The 21,650-nt window shown below is 72.7% G+C and carries 20 protein-coding genes and 1 riboswitch; of the genes, 15 read left to right on the plus strand and 5 right to left on the minus strand.

Annotated features, from left to right (window positions below; all coding sequences use genetic code 11):
- Nucleotides 1-17 precede the first annotated feature (17 nt).
- Both EV567_RS26885 and EV567_RS26890 read left to right on the plus strand, forming a co-directional pair.
- Nucleotides 18-806, plus strand: coding sequence for a carbon-nitrogen hydrolase family protein (locus EV567_RS26885; RefSeq protein ID WP_130444564.1), 789 nt, complete (start codon nucleotides 18-20; stop codon nucleotides 804-806).
- Nucleotides 807-864: 58 nt separating this feature from the next.
- On the plus strand, nucleotides 865-2,562 hold the full coding sequence (locus EV567_RS26890; RefSeq protein WP_130444566.1) for an NAD(P)/FAD-dependent oxidoreductase: 1,698 nt from the start codon (nucleotides 865-867) through the stop codon (nucleotides 2,560-2,562).
- A gap of 19 nt (nucleotides 2,563-2,581) precedes the next feature.
- Here EV567_RS26890 and EV567_RS26895 read toward each other — a convergent pair whose 3' ends face one another.
- Complete coding sequence (locus EV567_RS26895; protein WP_130444568.1) at nucleotides 2,582-3,283, minus strand: DUF5995 family protein; 702 nt, start codon at nucleotides 3,281-3,283, stop codon at nucleotides 2,582-2,584.
- Between the two features lie 142 nt (nucleotides 3,284-3,425).
- On the opposite strand from EV567_RS26895, the gene EV567_RS26900 reads away from it, so the two are divergent.
- Nucleotides 3,426-4,571, plus strand: coding sequence for a glycoside hydrolase family 6 protein (locus EV567_RS26900; RefSeq protein ID WP_130444676.1), 1,146 nt, complete (start codon nucleotides 3,426-3,428; stop codon nucleotides 4,569-4,571).
- Here EV567_RS26900 and EV567_RS26905 read toward each other — a convergent pair.
- Nucleotides 4,541-5,929, minus strand: coding sequence for a uracil-xanthine permease family protein (locus tag EV567_RS26905; protein ID WP_130444570.1), 1,389 nt, complete (start codon nucleotides 5,927-5,929; stop codon nucleotides 4,541-4,543). The genes EV567_RS26900 and EV567_RS26905 overlap by 31 nt on opposite strands.
- Before the next feature lie 102 nt (nucleotides 5,930-6,031).
- A complete protein-coding gene (locus EV567_RS26910) occupies nucleotides 6,032-7,243 on the minus strand; it encodes an MFS transporter (RefSeq protein ID WP_130444572.1) in 1,212 nt (403 codons plus the stop codon).
- A 120-nt stretch (nucleotides 7,244-7,363) separates the two neighbouring features.
- Here EV567_RS26910 and EV567_RS26915 point away from each other — a divergent pair, with 120 nt between their 5' ends.
- The 10 genes from EV567_RS26915 to EV567_RS26960 all read left to right on the plus strand — a co-directional run bounded on the left by EV567_RS26915 (nucleotide 7,364) and on the right by EV567_RS26960 (nucleotide 16,478).
- A complete protein-coding gene (locus EV567_RS26915; protein ID WP_130444575.1) occupies nucleotides 7,364-8,641 on the plus strand; it encodes an ROK family transcriptional regulator in 1,278 nt (425 codons plus the stop codon).
- A 206-nt stretch (nucleotides 8,642-8,847) separates the two neighbouring features.
- A riboswitch (FMN riboswitch) is annotated at nucleotides 8,848-8,978 on the plus strand.
- 143 nt (nucleotides 8,979-9,121) lie between these two features.
- A complete protein-coding gene (locus EV567_RS26920) occupies nucleotides 9,122-9,724 on the plus strand; it encodes a riboflavin synthase (protein ID WP_130444577.1) in 603 nt (200 codons plus the stop codon).
- A complete protein-coding gene (locus EV567_RS26925; protein ID WP_130444579.1) occupies nucleotides 9,721-10,362 on the plus strand; it encodes a nicotinamide mononucleotide transporter family protein in 642 nt (213 codons plus the stop codon). Before EV567_RS26920 ends, EV567_RS26925 begins: the two co-directional genes overlap by 4 nt.
- The gene (locus EV567_RS26930; RefSeq protein ID WP_130444581.1) at nucleotides 10,359-11,648 is read left to right on the plus strand and encodes a bifunctional 3,4-dihydroxy-2-butanone-4-phosphate synthase/GTP cyclohydrolase II; all 1,290 of its coding nucleotides are present in this window, start codon (nucleotides 10,359-10,361) and stop codon (nucleotides 11,646-11,648) included. The genes EV567_RS26925 and EV567_RS26930 overlap by 4 nt, the downstream gene beginning before the upstream one ends.
- Nucleotides 11,649-11,714: 66 nt before the next feature.
- Entirely contained in the window at nucleotides 11,715-12,200 is a 486-nt protein-coding gene (gene ribH, locus EV567_RS26935) for a 6,7-dimethyl-8-ribityllumazine synthase (protein WP_030946752.1), read from the plus strand.
- Between the two features lie 34 nt (nucleotides 12,201-12,234).
- On the plus strand, nucleotides 12,235-12,507 hold the full coding sequence (locus tag EV567_RS26940) for a phosphoribosyl-ATP diphosphatase (RefSeq protein ID WP_081223298.1): 273 nt from the start codon (nucleotides 12,235-12,237) through the stop codon (nucleotides 12,505-12,507).
- A 51-nt stretch (nucleotides 12,508-12,558) separates the two neighbouring features.
- Nucleotides 12,559-13,413, plus strand: a complete 855-nt coding sequence (gene hisG, locus EV567_RS26945; protein ID WP_130444583.1) for an ATP phosphoribosyltransferase — start codon at nucleotides 12,559-12,561, stop codon at nucleotides 13,411-13,413.
- Between the two features lie 19 nt (nucleotides 13,414-13,432).
- Nucleotides 13,433-13,900: a PH domain-containing protein gene (locus tag EV567_RS26950; protein WP_130444585.1), complete on the plus strand. Its 468-nt coding sequence runs from the start codon at nucleotides 13,433-13,435 to the stop codon at nucleotides 13,898-13,900.
- A 200-nt stretch (nucleotides 13,901-14,100) separates the two neighbouring features.
- Nucleotides 14,101-15,426 (plus strand): hemolysin family protein, encoded by a 1,326-nt coding sequence (locus EV567_RS26955; protein WP_130444587.1) that lies wholly within the window; start codon nucleotides 14,101-14,103, stop codon nucleotides 15,424-15,426.
- Nucleotides 15,423-16,478: a hemolysin family protein gene (locus EV567_RS26960; RefSeq protein WP_130444589.1), complete on the plus strand. Its 1,056-nt coding sequence runs from the start codon at nucleotides 15,423-15,425 to the stop codon at nucleotides 16,476-16,478. The genes EV567_RS26955 and EV567_RS26960 overlap by 4 nt, the downstream gene beginning before the upstream one ends.
- Before the next feature lie 97 nt (nucleotides 16,479-16,575).
- Here EV567_RS26960 and EV567_RS26965 read toward each other — a convergent pair whose 3' ends face one another.
- Both EV567_RS26965 and EV567_RS26970 read right to left on the minus strand, forming a co-directional pair.
- Nucleotides 16,576-18,441: an AAA family ATPase gene (locus EV567_RS26965; protein ID WP_130444591.1), complete on the minus strand. Its 1,866-nt coding sequence runs from the start codon at nucleotides 18,439-18,441 to the stop codon at nucleotides 16,576-16,578.
- A gap of 433 nt (nucleotides 18,442-18,874) precedes the next feature.
- Nucleotides 18,875-19,495: a uridine kinase gene (locus EV567_RS26970; protein WP_130444678.1), complete on the minus strand. Its 621-nt coding sequence runs from the start codon at nucleotides 19,493-19,495 to the stop codon at nucleotides 18,875-18,877.
- 242 nt (nucleotides 19,496-19,737) lie between these two features.
- Between EV567_RS26970 and EV567_RS26975 the strand changes: the two genes are divergently transcribed.
- Nucleotides 19,738-21,195 (plus strand): peptidase C39 family protein, encoded by a 1,458-nt coding sequence (locus EV567_RS26975; RefSeq protein WP_130444593.1) that lies wholly within the window; start codon nucleotides 19,738-19,740, stop codon nucleotides 21,193-21,195.
- A 206-nt stretch (nucleotides 21,196-21,401) separates the two neighbouring features.
- Nucleotides 21,402-21,545, plus strand: a complete 144-nt coding sequence (locus tag EV567_RS26980; protein ID WP_130444595.1) for an SCO1431 family membrane protein — start codon at nucleotides 21,402-21,404, stop codon at nucleotides 21,543-21,545.
- Nucleotides 21,546-21,650: the final 105 nt, after the last annotated feature.

Raw genomic sequence — 21,650 nt, forward strand, 5'->3', positions numbered from 1 at the left:
CCCGGTGAGGATCACGCATGCGCACCGCCCTGCTCCAGAGCTCCGGCCGGCCCGGCTCGGTCGCCGAGAACCTCAAGGTCCTCGACGAGGCCGCCGGCCGGGCCGCCGCCGCGGGCGCGGGCCTGCTCGTCACGCCGGAGATGTTCCTCACCGGGTACGCGATCGGCGACGACATCGCCCGTCTCGCCGAGCCCGCCGACGGCGACTCGGCCGACGCGGTCGCCGAGATCGCCGGCCGGCACGGGCTCGCCGTGGCGTACGGCTACCCGGAGCGCGAGGGCGCGACGGTCCACAACTCCGTCCAGCTGATCTCCGCCGAAGGCGCCCGCCTCGCCGGCTACCGCAAGACCCACCTCTTCGGCTGCTTCGAGCGCGACCACTTCGCCCCCGGCGGGCAGCAGGTCGTCCAGGCCGAGCTGAACGGCCTCACCGTCGGCCTCCTCGTCTGCTACGACGTCGAGTTCCCGGAGAACGTCCGCGCCCACGCCCTGGCCGGCACCGACCTCCTGGTGGTGCCGACGGCGCAGATGCACCCCTTCCAGTTCGTCGCCGAGTCGATGATCCCGGTGCGCGCCTTCGAGAACCAGATGTACGTCGCGTACGTCAACCGAGTCGGTGTGGAAGGGGAGTTCGAGTTCGTCGGGCTGTCCACGCTGGCCGGCCCCGACGGCGTCGCCCGCACCCGCGCCGGACGCGAGGAGCAACTGGTGTTCGCCGACGTGGACCCCGCCTTCCTCGCCGCCTCCCGCGAGGCGAACCCCTACCTCCAGGACCGCCGCCCCGGCCTCTACGGCTCCCTGGTCTGACCCGGCCCCCGGCCGCCCCCGCCCCCCGCTCTTCCTCGCCGCAAGGAGTCCGCACCCCATGACGTCCACGGTGCCCAACGCCGTCGAGCACACCGACGCGCAGCAGCCGCCGATCACCATGTTCGGCCCGGACTTCCCGTACGCCTACGACGACTTCCTCGCCCATCCGGCGGGGCTCGGCCAGATCCCGGCGACCGAGCACGGCGCCGAGGTCGCGGTCATCGGCGGCGGACTGTCCGGCATCGTGGCCGCGTACGAGCTGATGAAGATGGGCCTCAAGCCCGTCGTATACGAGGCCGACCGCATCGGCGGCCGGCTGCGCACCGTCGGCTTCGAGGGCTGCGACCCCTCGCTCACCGCCGAGATGGGCGCGATGCGCTTCCCGCCGTCCTCCACGGCGCTCCAGCACTACATCGACCTGGTGGGTCTGGAGACCCGCCCGTTCCCCAACCCCCTCTCGGAGGCGACGCCTTCGACCGTCGTCGACCTCAAGGGCGAGTCCCACTACGCCGAGACGATCGACGACCTCCCCCAGGTCTACCGGGACGTCGCGGAGGCCTGGGCGAAGTGCCTCGAAGAGGGCGCCGACTTCAGCGACATGAACCGCGCCCTGCGCGAGCGGGACGTGCCGCGCATCCGCGAGATCTGGTCCAAGCTCGTCGAAAAGCTCGACAACCAGACCTTCTACGGCTTCCTCTGCGACTCCGAGGCGTTCAAGTCCTTCCGCCACCGCGAGATCTTCGGCCAGGTCGGCTTCGGCACCGGCGGCTGGGACACCGACTTCCCCAACTCCATCCTGGAGATCCTGCGCGTCGTCTACACCGAGGCCGACGACCACCACCGCGGCATCGTCGGCGGCAGTCAGCAGTTGCCGCTGCGCCTGTGGGAGCGCGAGCCGGAGAAGATCGTGCACTGGCCGTACGGCACCTCGCTGGCGAGCCTGCACGAGGGCGGCGAGCCCCGCCCCGCCGTGACCCGGCTGCACCGCACGGCCGGCAACCGCATCACGGTGACGGACGCCGACGGAGACATCCGCACCTACCGGGCGGCGATCTTCACCGCCCAGTCCTGGATGCTGCTGTCGAAGATCGCCTGCGACGACTCGCTGTTCCCGATCGACCACTGGACGGCGATCGAGCGTACCCACTACATGGAGTCCAGCAAGCTGTTCGTGCCCGTCGACCGGCCGTTCTGGCTGGACAAGGACGCGAGCACCGGCCGGGACGTCATGTCGATGACGCTCACCGACCGTATGACGCGCGGGACTTACCTCCTCGACGACGGCCCCGACAAGCCCGCCGTGATCTGCCTGTCGTACACCTGGTGCGACGACAGCCTGAAGTGGCTGCCGCTGTCCGCGAACGAGCGGATGGAGGTCATGCTGAAGTCGCTCGGCGAGATCTACCCGAACGTCGACATCAGGAAGCACGTCATCGGCAACCCGGTGACGGTCTCCTGGGAGAACGAGCCCTACTTCATGGGCGCGTTCAAGGCCAACCTGCCCGGTCACTACCGATACCAGCGGCGCCTGTTCACCCACTTCATGCAGGACCGGCTCCCCGAGGACAAGCGGGGCATCTTCCTCGCCGGCGACGACATCTCCTGGACCGCGGGCTGGGCCGAGGGCGCCGTGCAGACCGCGCTGAACGCGGTCTGGGGAGTGATGCACCACTTCGGCGGGGCGACCGACGCGACCAATCCGGGCCCGGGTGACCTGTACGACGAGATCGCCCCGGTGGAACTCCCGGAGGACTGAGGCGCGTTGAGGGCCGGGCTCACAGCGGGGTGAGCAGCATCCGGCCGGCGAAGCCGACCGCCGCGTCGAGGCGGTCGGCCGACTCCCGGGCGAGGTCCGGGAGTCGGCGCAGGGCCCACAGGGCGCGGGCCGCGGACCAGGCGGCGTCCCGGGCGCGCTCCAGGCTCCACGAGCCCAGGAGATGGGTGAGCGGATCGGCGATCCGCAGAAGGTCGGGGCCCGGCGTCAGCTCCTCGCGGATGCGCTCCTCCAGCGTGACGAGGAGATCGCCCACGCGGTCGAACTCGTCCTCCATGTCCGCCGGTTCGCAGCCGCGACTACGACAGGCGTCCACGACGGCGAGCGCGAGGTCGTGGCCGACGTGCGCGTTCATGCCCGCGAGTGCGAACTGCACGGGCCGTACGCCGGGATGGCGGCGGAACTGCGACAGCGGGCGCCAGCAGGCCGGCGGACGGTGGCCGCGGGCGTCCGCGTCGACCGCCGTGAGGTAGCGCTCGGCGAGCCGAACGTCCAGCGTGCCGGCGGCGCCGGGGGTCGCGAACAGGCCCGTGCCGACGCGCCGTTCGGCCTCCCGCCTGACGGCCAGGCAGACCCGGTTGAAGACCGCGATCCCGTCCCGCGGTGGCAGGGCCGCGTCAAGGTCGCGCATCCGGGCGAGCACCCCGTCGAGAACGGCGGCGGCCGGGGTGACGGGTGGGGCGGACTGTTCCGAGTGCGGCATGGGGGAAGGGTCGCAGCCCTAGGCTGACTCGCGCGCCGGCGGGCCCGGGGCTTCCCCGGAACGGGGGACGTGCCCGTCGCGCGGGAGGGGGAGCAGCACCGTGCGAGTACCGCGTCAGCGACGGGCCGTCCGGCGGCGCGTCGTGGTCGCCGTCGCCTCGGGGGCCGTCGCCCTGGCCGCGGCGGCCGCCGTGGTGGCGTCGTCCGGCGACGGAGACGACACCGGCGACGCACGCCGGGGCAGGGCGAGTGAGCCTCGGCGGGAGACGAGCGGCCCCCGGGCCCTCGCGCCCGTCTCCCCGTCCCCGGCCGCGTCGCCTTCCCCGTCAGTTTCCGGGAGGACGCCCGCGGCCGGCCGGAGCGCCTCGCCCGCGCCCACTGTCACGGCCCGCCGGAAGGGACGCGGGGCGGCCGCCCCGGGCCGGCTCTACCGCCACCCCGAGTCCCAGGTCGCGGACTGGGTCCGGGCCAACCCGGGCGACGCGCGCCGCGCGGTCATCGAGTCGCGCATCGCGAGCCGGCCGGCCGCGGTGTGGTTCGTCGACCACACGCCGGACACGATCACCTCCCGGGTCCGCGCCGTCACCGCGGGCGCCGCCGCGCAGGGCCGGGTGCCGGTCCTCGTGCCCTACCTCATCCCCGATCGGGACTGCGGCGGGGCGTCCGGGGGCGGCGCACCCGATCTCGACGCCTACGACGCCTGGATCGACCGGTTCGCCGCCGGCCTCGGCTCGGGGGAGGTCGTCGTCATCCTGGAGCCCGACGCGATCGCCTACGCCGACTGCCTCCCGGCGGAGCGGCGGGCCGCCCGTTTCGCCTCGCTGGCCCGCGCCGGCCGGGTCCTCACCGCGGCCGACCCCCGGGCCCGCGTCTACTACGACGCCGGCCACTCCCACTGGAACGGGCCGGCGCGGCAGGCGGACCTGCTCAGGCAGGCGGGCGCGGCCTCCGCGTCGTCCGCGGGGATCTTCACCAATGTCTCCAACTACCAGCGCACCGCCGACGAGGTCGCCTACGCCCGCGAGGTCCTCGCCGCGCTGGGCGGCCCCGCGGGACTCGGCGCGGTCATCGACACCAGCCGCAACGGCAACGGCGCGCCCGCCGGCGGCGAGTGGTGCGACCCGGACGGCCGTGCGGTGGGCCGGGCCCCCACCCTCGACACCGGCGAGGCCCGCGTCGACGCCTACCTGTGGGTGAAACTGCCGGGCGAGTCCGACGGCTGCAAGGGCGAGGCGGGGTCGTTCAGCCCGTCGTACGCCTACGAGCTGGCGCGTTCGGGGTCGTCGTAGGAACTGGTGCCCTCGTCCAGCAGGGGCTGCTGGGTCTTGAGGTGGGCGGGGGCGAAGGCGCGCAGCGCGTGGTAGCCGACGATGACGACGAGGGTGCCGAGCGCGATGCCGCTGAGGGAGAAGGTGTCGGTGAACGTCAGGGTGACGTTGCCGACGCCGATGATGATGCCCGCGGCGGCCGGGACCAGGTTGAGCGGGTTGCGCAGGTCGACGCCCGCGTTGGTCCAGATCTGCGCGCCGAGCAGGCCGATCATGCCGTACAGGATGACGGTGATCCCGCCGAGGACGCCGCCCGGGACGGCGGCCACCACCGCGCCGAACTTGGGGCACAGGCCGAACAGCAGCGCGAAACCGGCGGCGGCCCAGTAGGCGGCGGTCGAGTAGACGCGGGTCGCGGCCATCACGCCGATGTTCTCGGAGTACGTGGTGTTCGGCGGGCCGCCGACGGCGGTGGACAGCACCGAGCCGAGGCCGTCGGCCGCGATCGCCGTGCCGAGCTTGTCGTCGAGCGGGTCGCCGGTCATCTCGCCGACCGCCTTGACGTGCCCGGCGTTCTCCGCGACCAGCGCGATGACGACCGGCAGCGCGACCAGGATCGCCGACCACTGGAAGCTCGGTCCGTGGAAGGAGGGCAGGCCGATCCAGTCCGCCCGGCCGACCCCGGAGAGGTCCAGCCGCCAGTGGTCGGTGACCTTGCCGCTCGCGTCCGCCGAGTGGATCCGTCCGAAGATCCGGTCGAACGCCCAGGAGACGGCGTAGCCGAAGACCAGGCCGAGGAAGATGGCGACGCGGGACCAGAAGCCGCGCAGGCAGACCACGGCCAGCGCGGTGAACGCCATGACCAGCAGCGCGGTCCACTGGTCCTGCGGCCAGTAGGTGGAAGCGGTCACCGGGGCGAGGTTGAAGCCGATCAGCATCACGACCGCGCCGGTCACGATCGGCGGCATCGCGGCGTGGATGATCCGCGCGCCGAACCGCTGCACGGCCAGCCCCACCAGGAACAGCGCCACGCCCACGACGAGCACCGCACCGGTGACCGTGGCACTCGTGCCGCCCTGGGCGCGGATGACGGCCGCCACGCCCACGAAGGACAGCGAGCAGCCCAGGTAGCTGGGCACCCGGCCGCGGGTGGCGAGCAGGAAGATCACGGTCGCGACGCCCGACATCATGATCGCGAGGTTCGGGTCGAGCCCCATCAGGACGGGCGCGACGAAGGACGCGCCGAACATCGCGACCACGTGCTGCGCGCCCAGCCCCACCGTGCGGGGCCAGGAGAGCCGCTCGTCGGGGCGGACCACCGCGCCCGGCGCGGGGACGCGGCCGTCTCCGTGAAGTTTCCAGCCGACGCCGAGATCCATGGTGCGGTTTCGCTTTCGTGCGGGTGCGGATGACCGGCCCATTCTCACGCGAAAACCGGAATGCAACCGACCGCTTGCCCGTCCGCCCCCTGGTCGAACCCCTCAGGCGCGGGGCTCGGCCACCGTCTCGCCCCGTGCGGCGGCCCCCTCGGGCATCCGTTCGCCGCCGCGCAGCACCCCCGCGAACACCACCAGGCCGCAGGCCAGCAAGGTCACCACGCCGAACGACACCACCAGGCTCGTCATCTGCGCCACCCCGCCGATCAGGCTCGGCGCGATCAGGCCGGAGGTGTACGTGATGGTGGCGACGCCCGCGATGGCCTGACTCGGGTTCGGCCCGCTGTGCCCGGCCGCCGCGAAGCAGAGCGGGACGACGACGGCGATGCCCAGGCCCATCAGCCCGAACCCGCCCGTGGCCACCGCCGGGTGACCTCCGAACACGATCAGCAGGCCGCCGAGCGCCGCCAGCACGCCGCCCACCCGTACGGTGCGCACCGCGCCGAAACGGTTCACCACCGTGTCGCCCGCGATCCGGGCCACCGCCATGGTGAGCATGAAGCCCGTCGTGCAGGCCGCCGCGACACCGGCCGACGACTCCAGCTGATCGCGCAGGTACACGGCCGACCAGTCCAGTGCGGCGCCCTCCGCGAACACCGCGCAGAACCCGACCGCGCCGATCAGCAGCGCCGAGCGGGGCGGCAGTGCGAACCGTGGCGGCGGCTCCTCGTCCTCGGTGGGCCGCACGTCGAGCACCCAGCGGCAGGCCAGCAGACCGAGCACCGTCAGGACGGCCGCCGCCAGCGCGTGGTGCACGCGCGCGTCCGCGCCGAGGTGCGCCGCGAGCGTCCCGCCCGCCGAACCGACCAGCGCGCCCGCGCTCCACAGGCCGTGCAGCCCGGACATGATCGACTTGTCGAGCAGCCGCTCCACCTCCACGCCCAGCGCGTTCATGGCGACGTCGGCCATGCCGGCCGTGGCGCCGTAGACGAACATCGCCAGGCACAGGGTGAGCAGGTTCGGCGCCAGCGAGGGCAGCACCAGGGCCAGCGTCCACGACGCGATCAGCGCGCGCAGCGCGGCCCGGCTGCCCAGCGTGTGGGAGATCCGGCCGGCCAGCGGCATGGAGCACGACGCGCCGAACGCCGTGAAGGCGAGGGCGAACCCGAGCTGTCCCGCGCTCACCGAGGCGTGGTCCTGGATCCAGGGGACGCGGGTGGCGAAGGAGCCGGTGACCGCGCCGTGCACGGCGAAGACGGCGGCCACGGCGTACCGGGCCCGCTTCACCTCCGCGGGTGCGCAGATCACTTCGCTCATGCTCTCTGTCCCCTCTCCGGACCGTCGTACGGTGCGCGCCGTAAACTATCAGGAAGCCTGCCTGATAAATAGGGGGCCGTCAGGAGCCGGACGCCGGCTCCCCATGGGAGGATTCCCCGCATGCCCGCATCCCCGAGCACCGCCCGGGCCATCAACGACCGGCTCGCCCTGCGGCTGTTGCAGGACGAAGGCCCCCTGACGGCCGGGCAGTTGAAGGAGCTCACCGGTCTGTCCCGGCCGACGGTCGCCGACCTCGTCGAGCGCCTCGCCGCCTCCGGGCTGATCGAGGTCGTCGGCGAGACCGGCGCGCAGCGGCGCGGCCCCAACGCCAGGGTCTACGGCATCGTCGCCGGCCGGGCCCAGCTCGCGGCGCTGGACGTGCGCACCGAGGGCGTCACCGTCGTCGTGTCCGACCTGCTCGGCCGGGTCCTCGCCGAGGCGTCCGCGCCGATCGGGGACGACGCCGGCACGGGCCCCGCGGTGGAGCAGGCGGTCACGCTGGTCGAGCGGGCGGTGAAGGAGGCCGGCGCCGACCGGCTGCACACCGTCGGCATCGGCGCGCCCGGCCTGATCGACCCCGCGAGCGGCGAACTGCGGGTCTCCTCCGGCCTGCCCGCCTGGCACCGCCGGCTGGTCGCCGCCCTTCAGGAGCGGCTCCCCGAGGCCCGCGTCAGCGTCGAGAACGAGACCAACCTCGCCGCCCTGGCCGAGCAGTACGCGGGCGCGGCCCGGGACCGCGACACCTTCGTCCTGCTCTGGCTGGGCCACGGCACCGGCGCGGCCGTCGTCCTGGACGGCGTCCTGCGCCGGGGGGCCTCCGGCGGCACGGGTGAGATCGGCTTCCTCCCGGTGCCGGGCACGGCCGCCCTCCCCTCGGCGAGGGACTGCGAGGGCGGCTTCCACAGCCTGGCGGGCTCGGCGGCGATCGTGGGGCTGGCGGGGGAGTGCGGAGTGCCGGCGGCGCGCGGCCGGGCGGTGGCGGAGCGGAGGGCGGCGGCCGGTGAGCCGGACGCCGCCGCTCTGGTGCGGTGGGCCGTGGCCGCGGTGGGGGAGCGGGGCGTTGGACCGGAGGGCGAGGCGCCACAGGCGGCCGGCCTCGCGGGGAGCCAGGTCGCCGTGCGGTTCCTCGACGTGCTGGCCGACCGGGTCGCCATCGGGGTGGCGTCCGTCGTCGCGGTCCTCGACCCGGGCTGCGTGGTGCTCGGCGGCGAGGTCGGTCAGGCGGGCGGGGAGGCGCTCGCCGCCCGGGTGGCCGAGCGGCTGCGGCGGATGGCGCCGCTGCCGACGGAGGTGCGGCCCGGCGTCCTGGGCGGCGGCGCTGTGCTGCACGGCGCCCTGCTGACGGCGCGTCAGTCCGCTCAGGGGGAGTTGTTCGGGGCGACGCCCGAGGCGCGCTGAGGGCTTCGCGCGCCAGGTGACGCGCGGCGCCAGGGGCCCCGGCGGCGGGCAAGGGCCGTCGTCACCGCCGCCGGGGCCGTGTCCGTCGACATTAAGAGGACTAGACCAATGCGTCAATAGGTACGGACCAATCCCTGTGAGGCACCCCACATTCTTCACCCGTATGGACGCGGATCCGGCGTGGCACACTGGCCCTGTACCTAAAGCAGCGCACTCCGGGGTCGGTGAAAGTCCGAACCGGCGGTTACAGTCCGCGACCCGGTCGCTTCCAGCGACCGGTTGACCAGGTGGAATTCCTGGACCGACGGTTAAAGTCCGGATGGGAGGCAGTGCGCGGCGGGCGGGCATTCGTGCGCGCCGCCGTATACGTACCCGTCCGCGGACGGGTCTGTCCGGCGTCGCCCCCGGTGTCCTCGCCCGTACTTCTGTCGTCTCGACAGCCCCGGAGTCCGTGCCCGAAGAGGCAGGAGGACCCGGGAAGTGTTCACCGGAATCGTCGAAGAGCTGGGTGAGGTCACCGCCGTCGAGAATCTCGGCGACGCCTCCCGCTTCCGGCTGCGCGGCCCCGTCGTGACCGACGGCGCGAAGCACGGCGACTCCATCGCCGTGAACGGGGTCTGTCTCACCGTCGTCGAACACGAGGGCGACGAGTTCACCGCGGACGTCATGGCGGAAACCCTCGACCGCTCCAGCCTCGGCGCCCTGACCGTCGGCTCCCGCGTCAACCTGGAACGGCCCACGGCCGTCGGCGCGCGCCTCGGCGGGCACATCGTGCAGGGCCATGTCGACGGCACCGGCGAGGTGCTGGAGCGCAAGCCGTCCGAGCACTGGGAGATCGTCAAGGTCTCGCTCCCCGCCGGTCTCTCCCGGTACGTCGTGGAGAAGGGCTCCATCACCGTCGACGGCATCAGCCTCACCGTCGTCGACGCCGGCCCCGACTACTTCACCGTCAGCCTCATCCCCACCACCCTCGCCCTGACCACGCTCGGCCGCAAGCAGCCCGGCGACCCGGTCAACCTCGAAGTGGACATCGTCGCCAAGTACGTCGAGCGGCTGATGGCCGGTCAGGGAGGCACCCGGTGAACTGGCTCAACTCAGAGGCGTTCACCCTCCTCGACCAGCACATCCTCTGGTCGGACATGATCGGGAACATCTTCGGTCTGGTCGCCCTCGCCCTCGGCTGGCGCCGCTCCATCTGGAGCTGGCCCGTCCAGTTCCTCTCCGGCCTGATCCTCTTCGGCGCCTTCTTCGGCCACCTCACCGGCAGCGCCGGCAAGCAGGCCGTCGTCATGGTCGTCGCCCTGTACGGCTGGTGGCAGTGGAACCGCGACAAGGGCCGCACCGACGACGGCCACATCGCCCCCCGCTTCGCCACCTGGACCGAGCGCGCGGCCATGCTCGCCGCAGCGGCCGCCGGCACCGTCGCCGTCGCCCTCCTCTTCAAGGCCTACCCGGACCTGTCCTGGGACCCCTGGCCCGACGCCTACATCTTCGTCGGCACCATCGTCGCCATGTACGCCCAGGCCCGCGGCATGGTCGAGTTCTGGTTCGCCTGGCTCCTCGTCGACCTCGTCGGCGTCCCCCTGAACTTCGCCAACGGCTACGCCTTCTCCGGCTTCGTCTACGTCATCTACGGCGCGCTCGTCCTGTGGGGCATGCGCGACTGGTGGCTGCGCTCCCGCAGGGGACCGCGGCCCGCCCTGGAAGGAGCGCCGGCATGAACCCGGCACAGATCACGTACCCCGGTGACGCCGTCGAGGACTTCACCCTCGACCCCGTCGAGCAGGCCGTCGCCGACATCGCGGCCGGCCGTCCCGTGGTGGTCGTCGACGACGAGGACCGGGAGAACGAGGGCGACCTCGTCATCGCCGCCGAGAAGGCCACCCCCGAGATCGTCGCCTTCATGATGAGCGAGTGCCGCGGCCTGATCTGCGCGCCCATGGAGGGCGACGAACTCGACCGCCTCGACCTGCCGCAGATGGTCGCCGACAACACCGAGTCGATGAAGACCGCATTCACCGTCTCCGTCGACGCCTCCGCCGCGCACGGCGTGACCACCGGCATCTCCGCCTCCGACCGCGCCACCACCCTGCGGCTCCTCGCGGGCGGCGTCGCCGGACCCGGCGACTTCGTCCGGCCCGGCCATGTCTTCCCGCTGCGCGCCAAGCCCGGCGGCGTCCTGGTCCGCGACGGCCACACCGAGGCCGCCGTCGACCTCGCCCGGCTCGCCGGCCTGCGCCCGGCCGGCGCGATCGTCGAGATCGCCGGCGAGGACGGCCGGATGCTCCGGCTCCCCGAACTCATCCCCTTCGCCCGCAAGCACGGCCTGACGATCATCTCCATCAAGGACCTGATCGCCTACCGCCGCTCCGCCGAGCCCACCGTCCGCCGCGAGGCCGCGACCCGGCTCCCCACCGTCCACGGCACGTTCACCGCGTACGGCTACCGCTCCACCGTCGACGGCGTCGAGCACGTCGCCCTCGTCCACGGCGACATCGGCGACGGCGAGGACGTGCTCGTCCGCGTCCACTCCGAATGCCTCACCGGCGACGTGTTCGGCTCCGCCCGCTGCGACTGCGGCCCCCAGCTCGACGCCTCCCTGGAGCGCATCCAGGCCGAGGGCCGCGGAGTCGTCGTCTACCTGCGCGGACACGAGGGCCGAGGCATCGGCCTGCTGTCCAAACTGCGCGCCTACGAACTCCAGGAGCAGGGCCACGACACCCTCGACGCCAACCTGGAGCTCGGCCTGCCCGCCGACGCCCGGGACTACGCGGCCGGCGCGCGGATCCTGGAGGACCTCGGGGTGCGCGGCGTCCGCCTGATGACCAACAACCCCGAGAAGACCGACGCGCTCGTCCGGCACGGCCTCAAGGTCAGCGCCCGCGAGCCGATGCCCGTACAGGCGGGCGAGCACAACATCCGCTACCTGCGCACCAAGCGCGACCGGATGGGACACGACCTGCCCTGGCTGGACACGGCCCCCGTGTCCCCCTGCGGCAACCAGTAGCCGCGACCGAGCGGCAACCGAGCAAGCGGCAAACCGGCAAGACGAGCACCAAGGAGAGACGAGAACGTGAGCGGCAAGGGCGCACCCGAACTGTCCGTACGCAATGTGGGCGACCTCAGGGTCGCCGTCATCGCGGCCCAGTGGCACGAGAAGGTGATGGACGGTCTGGTCGACGGCGCCCTGCGCGCCCTGCACGACCTGGGCATCGACGAGCCGACCCTGCTCCGGGTCCCCGGCAGCTGGGAACTCCCGGTCGTCGCCAAGGTCCTCGCCGGACGCGGCTACGACGCGATCGTCGCCCTCGGCGTCGTCATCCGCGGCGGCACCCCCCACTTCGAGTACGTGTGCCAGGGCGTCACCCAGGGCCTCACCCAGGTCTCCGTCGAGACCGGCGTCCCCGTCGGCTTCGGCGTCCTCACCTGCGACACCGAGGAACAGGCCCTGGACCGGGCCGGCATCGAGGGCTCCAACGAGGACAAGGGACACGAGGCGGTGACGGCGGCGGTGGCCACGGCGGCCACCCTGCGCTCAGTATCCGAACCGTGGCATTAGGCCGGTCGGCACAGCGCGTACAGTGGGCGACACCATGTCCAAGAAGACGTTCGAGGAGCTCTTCACCGAGCTCCAGCAGAAGGCCGCCACCGGCGACCCCGCCACCTCCCGCACCGCCGAACTCGTCGGCAAGGGCGTCCACGCCATCGGCAAGAAGGTCGTCGAGGAGGCCGCCGAGGTCTGGATGGCCGCCGAGTACGAGGGCAAGGACGCGGCCGCCGAGGAGATCTCGCAACTGCTGTACCACGTCCAGGTGATGATGGTCGCCCGGGGGATCTCCCTCGACGACGTCTACGCCCACCTGTGACCCGCGTCCGTCAACACCACGCCGACACACCACGCGAAGGAAGCCGACCCCATGCTGCGCATCGCCATCCCCAACAAGGGTTCCCTGTCCGGACCTGCGGGGGAGATGCTGCATGAGGCCGGCTACCAGCAGCGCCGCGAGTCCAAGGAACTGCGGATCGTCGACCCGGGCAACGAGGTCGAGTTCTTCTACCTCCGCCCCCGCGACATCGCCATCTACGTCTCCTCCGGCCGCCTCGACATCGGCATCACCGGCCGCGACCTGCTGATCGACTCCGGCGCCGAAGCCGAGGAGATCCTCCCCCTCGGCTTCGCCCGCTCCACCTTCCGCTACGCCACCAAGCCGGGCACCGCGAACACCCTCGCGGACCTCAAGGGCAAGACGGTCGCCACCTCCTACGAGGGCATCGTCGCCAAGCACCTCGCCCAGGAGGGCATCGACGCCTCCGTCGTCCACCTCGACGGCGCCGTCGAGACCGCCATCGAACTGGGCGTCGCCGAGGTCATCGCCGACGTCGTCGAGACCGGTACCTCGCTGCGCAACGCGGGCCTCGAGGTCTTCGGCGAGCCCATCATGAAGTCCGAGGCCGTCGTGATCCGCCGCACCGGCGCCGAGCCCGACGAGGCCGAGCCCAAGGTGCAGCAGTTCCTGCGCCGCCTCCAGGGCGTCCTCGTCGCCCGGACGTACGTGATGATGGACTACGACTGCCGCGTCGAGCAGCTGGAGAAGGCCGTCGCGCTCACTCCGGGCCTGGAGTCGCCCACCGTCTCCCCGCTGCACAACGAGGGCTGGGTCGCCGTCCGCGCCATGGTCCCCGCCAAGGAGGCCCAGCGGATCATGGACGACCTCTACGAGATCGGCGCCCGCGCCATCCTCACCACGGCCATCCACGCCTGCCGTCTCTGACCCCGGGGGATACGCAGCGATGTCCGACCTGCCCGCCCTCCCCGTCACCTTCCGGCCCGGACGCACCCGTGTGGTGCTTCTCACGGCCGGAGCGGTGATCTTCGTCGTCATCTCCGGGATCGCGCTGCTCCTGGAGCAGCTCGGCCCCGGCGAGCGGCTCAGCTTCATCGTCACCGGCGGCCTCATCTTCTGGGTGCTGGCCCAGCTCGCCCGGGTACGGGTCGTCGCCGACGACACCGGCGTCACCGTCGTCAACATCGCGAGCAGGCGGCGTCTGGACTGGGCGGAGATCCTCCGGGTGAACCTCCGGCCGGGCGACCCCTGGGTGTTCCTCGACCTCAGCGACGGCACCAGCCTGCCCGCGCTCGGCATCCAGCCCGGGATCGCCAAACAGCAGGCCATCGCCGACGCGCGCGCCCTGCGCGCCCTCGTGGAGAACCGCTCCGTCCGCGACCCCGAGTCCGGCCCGGGGAAGGATCAGGGCTGACTCGGGGCCGCCCGCCCTGCCGCAAAAGCGCCTGTCTTGATTAATCTGGTGACGGAGGCGTTCCCCTTTCGCCTCCACCCCTGTGGCGCCCGGCCGGGTGCACAGGGGTTCCTGCTAACCGAGGAGTGACCCTCTCCGGCGATGGACGGTTCGTCCTGTAGTACCTGCGCCGCCCCCTCCGACATGGAGGCGGCGGCATCATGACAACGCCCCTGCTGCTCCTGGCAGCCGCGTTCCTGCTCATTCTCGCCAACGGGTTCTTCGTGGCCGCCGAGTTCGGCCTGGTCACCGTGGAGCGCCCGGACGCCGAGAAGGCCGCCGCCGAAGGCGACCGACGGGCCCGCACGGTCGTCGAGTCGCTCAAGGAGCTGTCCTTCCAGCTCTCCGGCACCCAGCTCGGCATCACCATCACCTCGCTCGTCGTCGGCATGCTCGCCGAACCCGCGCTCGCCGAGCTGCTCGACGGCCCCGTCACCGCCGTCGGCGTCCCCGAGGGCGCCGTCTCCGGTGTCGCCGTCGCCGTCGGCATGCTGCTGGCGTCCGCCGTGCAGATGGTGATCGGCGAGCTCGTCCCGAAGAACTGGGCGGTGTCCAAGCCGATGCAGGTCGCGCGTTTCGTCGCGGGCCCGCAGCATGTCTTCGCCCGGCTCTTCCGACCGGTCATCGCCGGCCTCAACGCCGTCGCCAACCGGCTGGTGCGCGCCCTGGGCGTCGAGCCCGCCGAGGAGCTGGCCTCCGCCCGCACCCCCGGCGAGCTCGTCTCCCTGGCCCGCCACTCCGCCCGGGCCGGCGCCCTCGAACAGGACACCGCCGACCTCTTCGTGCGGACCCTGTCCCTGGCCGAGCTGACCGCGCAGCACGTGATGACCCCGCGCGTGAAGGTCAGCGCCCTCCAGGCGTCGGCCACCGCCGAGGACGTGGTCAACCTGACCCGCGCCACCGGCCTGTCCCGCTTCCCCGTCTACCGCGAGAAGATCGACGAGATCGTCGGCATGGCCCACCTCAAGGACGCCCTGGCCGTCCCCGTCCAGGACCGGCTGCGCACCCCCGTGGGCCGCATCGCCCGCCCGGCGCTGCTCGTCCCCGAGACCCTCCCCGTCCAGCCGCTGCTGGCCCGGCTGCGCAGCGAGCAGCCCATCGCCGTCGTCGTCGACGAGTACGGCGGCACGGCCGGCGTGGTGACCCTGGAGGACATCGTCGAGGAGATCGTCGGCGAGGTCCGCGACGAGCACGACGGGCTGGACACGCCCGAACTCGCCCCCGTGCCGCCCGAGGACGGCAGGCCCGCCTGGGACGTCGACGGCAGCTGCCGCGTCGACACCCTGCGGCGCATAGGCCTGGACGCGCCCGAGGGACCCTACGAGACGGTCGCCGGGCTCGTCGCCGACCTGCTCGGCCGGATCCCCGCCGTCGGCGACCGGGCCGAACTGCCCGGCTGGCGGCTGTCGGTGCGCCGTGTCGGCCACTACCGGGCCGAACGGGTCCGCCTGGTGCGCACCGGCGCGGCCGTGGAGGCCGCCCGATGAGCGTCCTCCAACTCGTCTTCGCAGGACTCCTCGTGCTCGCGAACGGCTTCTTCGTCGGCGCCGAGTTCGCGCTCGTCTCGGTGCGCCGCAGCCAGATCGAACCACTCGGCACCGCCCGATCCCGTCAGGTCCTCCACGGCCTGGAGCACCTGCCGCAGATGATGGCCGCCGCCCAGTTCGGCATCACCGTCTGCTCGCTCACCCTGGGCGCGGTCGCCGAACCGACGGTGGCGCACCTGCTGGAACCCGTCTTCGAGTGGATCCACCTGCCGCAGGGCGTGATCCACCCGCTGACCTACGTCATCGCCCTCGCGGCCGTGGTCTTCTTCCACCTCGTCATCGGCGAGATGGTCCCGAAGAACCTCGCCATGGCCGCCCCGGAGAAGGCCGCGCTGTGGCTCAGCCCCGGCCTGGTCTGGTTCGCGCGTCTGTGTCGGCCCATCACCGTCGCCCTCGGCGCCTGCGCCCAGGCCGTGCTGCGGCTCTTCCACGTGGAGCCGAAGGACGAGATCGAGGCCGTCTTCACCAGCGAGCAGCTCAACCGGCTGGTGGAGGACGCCGGCCAGGCGGGCCTGCTCGACCCGGAGGAGCAGGAGCGGCTGGAGGACGCTCTCGAGCTGGGCTCCCGCCCGGTGACGGACGTGCTGCTGAAGCGCGAGTCCCTGGTGACGGTCAGCCCGTCGGTCACCCCCGGCGAGATCGTCCGGCTGACCGCCCGCACCGGCTACTCCCGCTTCCCCGTCGGCGCGGGCAACGGCGCCTTCATGGGCTACCTGCACGTGAAGGACGTCCTCGACCTGGAGGAGTCCGAGCGGGCGGTGCCCCAGCAGGTGTGGCGCCCGATGACGACGCTCCGCCCGGACCTGCCGCTCGACGACGCGCTGACGGTCATGCGCCGGGCTGCCACCCACCTGGCGCAGGTGGTGGACGGCTCGGGCAAGGTCCTGGGCCTGGTGGCCCTGGAGGACGTACTCGAACTGCTGGTCGGTGAGGTACGCGACCCGGCCCACCGGTCCGCCCCCGGCGTCCCCGAGGTGGTGATGGCGACCTAGGGCGCGTTTCGAAAGTCCCGCCTGCCCGGCGGCGTCTTTCGAAACACGACCTAGGCGTGTCGCCCTGAGAGGCGGTCGCCCGCGGGGCCCTTCCGGGTCACATCCCCGGAGGGTCCTGCGGGCCCCGGCCCGACAGCACCTCTCCGTACGCCTGCATCAGGTCCGGCAGCCGCAGAGTCGACAAGTCGTCCCGCGACAGCCTCCCCGGGTAGGCCGACAGCCGCAGATCCCGGTAGGCGCAGCTCTTCTCGTACAGCGTGCGCAGGAACCGCCCGTTCCCCAGCTCGTCGATCCATCCCTGGTCGACGACATGCCCCGCGACGGACCGCAGCTCCTCCAGCGCCTCCTCGTCCCACACGTCGCCGTTCTCCGCCGCGAGCACCTCGCCGATCGAGGTCAGCTCCAGCGGCCGGTACGACGGGAAGTCGACCCGCGTCGTGAAGCGGGACGACAGGCCCGGGTTCGCGGCCAGCAGCCGGTCCATCCCCTCCGGGTAGCCGGCCAGGATCACCACCAGGTGGTCCCGGTTGTCCTCGGCCCGCTTCAGCAGCACCTGCAACGCCTCGTCCCCGTACGCGTCGCCCTTGCCGTAACCGGAGTTCGACAGTGAGTACGCCTCGTCGACGAAGAGCACCCCGCCGAGCGCGGAGTCGATCAGCTCGTTGGCCTTCACCGCCGTCTGGCCGAGGTACTCACCGACCAGATCGGCCCGCTGCGCCTCCACCAGATGGTCCCCGCCCAGCAGCCCGAGGGCGTAGAAGACCCGGCCGAGGATGCGGGCCACCGTGGTCTTGCCGGTGCCGGACGGGCCGGAGAAGACGAAGTGCCGCTTCGGAGGCTGCACCGGGAGCCCCTGCCCGGCCCGCAGCCGCGCCATGTTGAGCTGCGCCGACAGGGCCTTGACCTGACGTTTCACCGGCTCCAGGCCCACCATGCGCTCCAGCTCCGCGAGCGCTTCCTCCAGGAGGGCCGGGTCGGTGGGGCCGGCGGGCAGGGTCGTGGCCCCGAGCGTCCTCGCGCGCACCGCCGGGTCTACCGCCGACGGCAGCGGTCCGGCCGGCGGCAGATCGGCGGGCTCGGGGAGCCTGAGGTCCCGCCCCTCCGTTCCGAACAGCGGGTCCAGGCCGTCCGGCCCGTCCCCGGCGTCCTGGCCGGCGCCGGTCAGCGCGACCGCGGCGAAGTCGGCGGGATCGTCGTAGCCGTCGCCCTCGGCGATCGCGGCCAGCCGGGCCGAGGTGTCCATGAACGCGGGGTCCACGCGGTGCACGGCCCGGTAGAGGGGGAGGGCGGCCGCGGAACGGCCGGTGCCCTCATGGGCGCGGGCCAGCCAGTACCGCAGTTCCTTGCGCTGCGGCTGCTCGCTGCGGCAACGCATCAGCGCCGCCGAGAGCAGGGGCTCCGCCTGCCCGTACATCTCCAGGCGGACCCGGGCCATGCCGCCGAACAGGCCCGCCTCGATGCCCAGCAGCGGGTCGTCGATCAGCGGGTCGGTGTGCCGGGCGAGCTGCTCCCAGTCCTTGACCAGATAGGCGCGGCAGGCGTGCAGGAAGCGGACCTGGTGGTCGGTGTCGACGGGCGGGAGTCCGGCGAGCGCCCGGTCCAGCTCGGGCACATGGCGGCCGTCCAGCCAGTGCGAGGCGTGCGCCAGCAGCAGGTCGCGGGGGCTCTCCAGCACCGGTTGCACCCACCAGCCCAGCCAGTACCAGGAGTTGAGCGTCCGGCGGTGCCGGGTGCGCTGTTCGCCGAAGCGGTCGCGGTGACGGAACATCCGCAGCAGCGCGGTGGTGGTGTCGACGCGCAGCGCGTGCAGGCCCAGCCAGCCGTCGGCCATGCCGGGGTCCATCCGCACGGCGGCTCGGAACTCCTCCTCCGCCTGCGGATACGCGCCCATCGTGTAGGCGTCCACGCCGCGCAGCCAGGCCAGGTCGGCCGGGGCGTCGGGGCCTTGCGTGCCGAAGTCCATCACGTCCCCCACAGACCCTGCCCCCGTCGGTGTGCCGCCGGACCGTCGCCCGCCGGTGGTCGAACCGCTGTGCCGCGGACCGGAGTTGGAAGGTGCTAGCGGCTGTCCCAGGTCGCACCGAGGGCATCGTACCCGCGCGGACGTGGCCCGCCGTAGGGTGCCGCACGGGCCGTCCGGCCAGGTGGGAGCAGAGGGGGCGCATGACAGCACGGTGACGCTGAGTGAGAGCCTGGCGTCACATCGCGCTCGAAAAGGGGCGCGGGAACGGGGCGCGGACAGAACGAAGCCCCCGGTCACGGGGGAACAACCGGGGGCTTCGTGTCCTTCGGGCGGCTTCGATTGCCGCACATTGAGAACGTAAGTCCTGCCCCGGCCACCGGTCAAGCGTCGCCGGAGCAGTTGGCGAAGTTCGAGCGCAAGTCCCTTCACAGGTTCACCACATCGAACGCGGATCCTCACGGTGCGTGACATCGCGGTCCGGACCAGACCGCGCCGCAGGCCCCGGCAGCACCTCGTATCCCTCGCCCAACTGCCGTACCAGCGCATCGGCATGGGGGCGCGAAGGGTCCTCGACGACATGACGCAGTTCGGCCCGGACCCAGCCGTCCCAGAACTCCCGCTGCTCCTCTCCGTCACGTGCCCGCCCGCGCGCCCAGGCCTCCTCGGGCGGCATCTCCATCCACAGCAGCCGCGCCAGGTACGGCCGCAGCGCGCGACGGCCCGCGCCGACGCCCTCCATCAGGACCACGGGGGCCGGCGGCAGCGGCCGGGGCGGGGCGAAACGGCGGGCGCGCCAGTCGTAGGGGGAGTAGTGCGCCGTCTCGCCCCGGCCGAGCGGCTCGATCACCTCGGCCATCAGACGCGGCGTCCACGCGAACAGCTCGTCATGGCTGGCGATGTCGTCGAGGTGCAGGACCGGCGCACCGCCGAGGGCCTCGGCCAGCCGGGCGGCGAAGGTGGACTTCCCCGATCCGGCGTGTCCGTCGACGCCCACGAGACGGACCGGACCGCAGGACGGCGGCAGCCGGCGGAGCCGGGCGGCGAGCTGGTGGATGACGGCTCCAGAAGGGCTTGTCCGGTGGCGGGCCCGAGGGGGCGGGTGAGGTGGCGCGCCTGACGGGCGTGCGGCGTGTGCGGGGCTTGTCCGGTGGCGTACGAGTCTATTCGGTCGCTCCTCGCCGGGCCGGGCGGCGTGGCACGGGTGCGGGTGCTGGCGGGCCCGGGCGTCCGCGTTCATAGTGGGCGCACTACCGTCGTACCGGACCCGTCCCGCACCCCCCGGGGAGTCTTCCGTCCATGAGCAGAGCCGAACAGCCGTTCAGCGGGACCGACCAGGGCCCCGGCGGGACCGACCAGCTCTCCCGCACCGCGGACCGGTGCGCGCCCGCCGCCGACCGGCCCTCCCGCAGGTCCGTCCTCGCCGCCGCGGTCGGCGCCGCCGTGGCGGGCGGTTCCGGGTCCGCTGCGGCCGTCGACCCGGCCGGACCGGACGCCGTGACGCCCGTCGCGACGACGGCCCCCACGCGCCCCGTCGACTACCGGGCCTGGACCACGTACGACGACTGGCGCTCCGGTGTCGCCCAGGGCGTCCGGGCCGTCGCGGGAGACCGGCCCGCGATCGTGGTCGACACTCCGCTCGGCGTCCTGGACCACACCGACCCGCACACCGGGACCACCGCTCGCTGGGAGTACGCGACCTGGACGTCCCCCGTCCACCGACTGCCCGTCCCCGCGACCGAGGCGATCGCCTCCTGGAACGCGAGCACCCCCGCCGGCACCTGGATCGCCGTCGAGTTCGAGGGCACGTACTCCGACGGCACGGAGACCCCCTGGTACGTGCTGGGCCGATGGGCGTCCGGCGACCAGGACGTCAAGCGGGCCTCGGTGGCCGGGCAGAGCGACGGCAAGAGCACCGTCTGGACGGACACCGTCGCTGTCGACGACGCCTCAGGCGGTCTGCGCCTCGTCTCGTACCGGCTGCGCCTGACCCTCTACCGCCGGCCCGGCGCGCAGACCAGCCCGGCGGTGTGGCGACTCGGCGCGATGGGCTCCGACGTCCCCGACCGCTTCACCGTCCCCGCCTCCGTGCCCGGCGTCGCCCGGGAGCTGGAGGTGCCCCGCTACTCGCAGGAGACGCACGAGGGCCAGTACCCGGAGTACGACGACGGCGGCGAGGCCTGGTGCAGTCCCACCTCCTCGCAGATGATCATCGAGTACTGGGGTGGTCGCCTCACCCCAGGCCAGCTGGCCTGGGTGAACCCTTCCTACGCCGACCCCCAGGTCTGCCACGCCGCTCGGTACACCTACGACCACCAGTACGCCGGCTGCGGCAACTGGCCGTTCAACGCCGCCTACGCGGCCACCTTCGAGGGCCTCCAGGGCGTCGTGACCCGGCTCGGCTCGCTGACCGAGCTCGAGACGCTGATCGCGGCCGGCATCCCGGCCATGACGTCCCAGTCCTTCATCGAGGAGGAGCTGACCGGCGCGGGTTACGGCACCGCCGGCCATCTGATGACCGTGATCGGCTTCACCGTGGACGGCGACGTGATCGCCAACGACCCGGCCTCTCCGACCAACGCGGAGGTGCGGCGCGTCTACCGGCGGCGGGAGTTCGAGAACGTGTGGCTGCGGACCAAGCGCCTCAACGCCGGCGGCAAGGTCGTCTCCGGCAGCGGAGGCGTCTGCTACCTCTACTTCCCGGCCCGTCCGACGGCGGCGCAGCGCACGGCGCTGGCGGCGGTCGGCGTGCGCTGACCTCACGCGCGGCGGCTCCCGGCGCACATGGCCGGGGGCCGTTCGCGTACGAGCAGCTGACCGCTGACCGCTGACCGCTGAGCCGCCGAGCCGTGTGATTCGTGTGAGCAAGCTCTCTGCCGCAAAAGCCCTTTTCGGTGGCAAGGTGGACAGACCGAGTCCGGCACCCGCCCGCACCGCCAGCAGAGAGCCAGCGAAGAGACGTCATGACCGCACACATCGCGACCGCCCCCGCCCGAGCCCGCACCGGCGGCCCTCAGGACGACGGCCCCAAGATCTTCGAACACGTCCTGGGGTGGACCCTCGTGGTGGTCCTCGCGATGCTCGTGGCCCAGCTCCAGCTGGTCTGACACCGGCTCGGAGTGCCGCCCTCCGGTCGGTGACCGGTGTGACCTGACCCACGCTTCGACCTGACATACTGACGTCGTCCCGCCGACCGTTGGAGACCAGGGTCG

The organism is Streptomyces sp. BK239 (genome assembly GCF_004217285.1).
Taxonomy (GTDB): domain Bacteria; phylum Actinomycetota; class Actinomycetes; order Streptomycetales; family Streptomycetaceae; genus Streptomyces.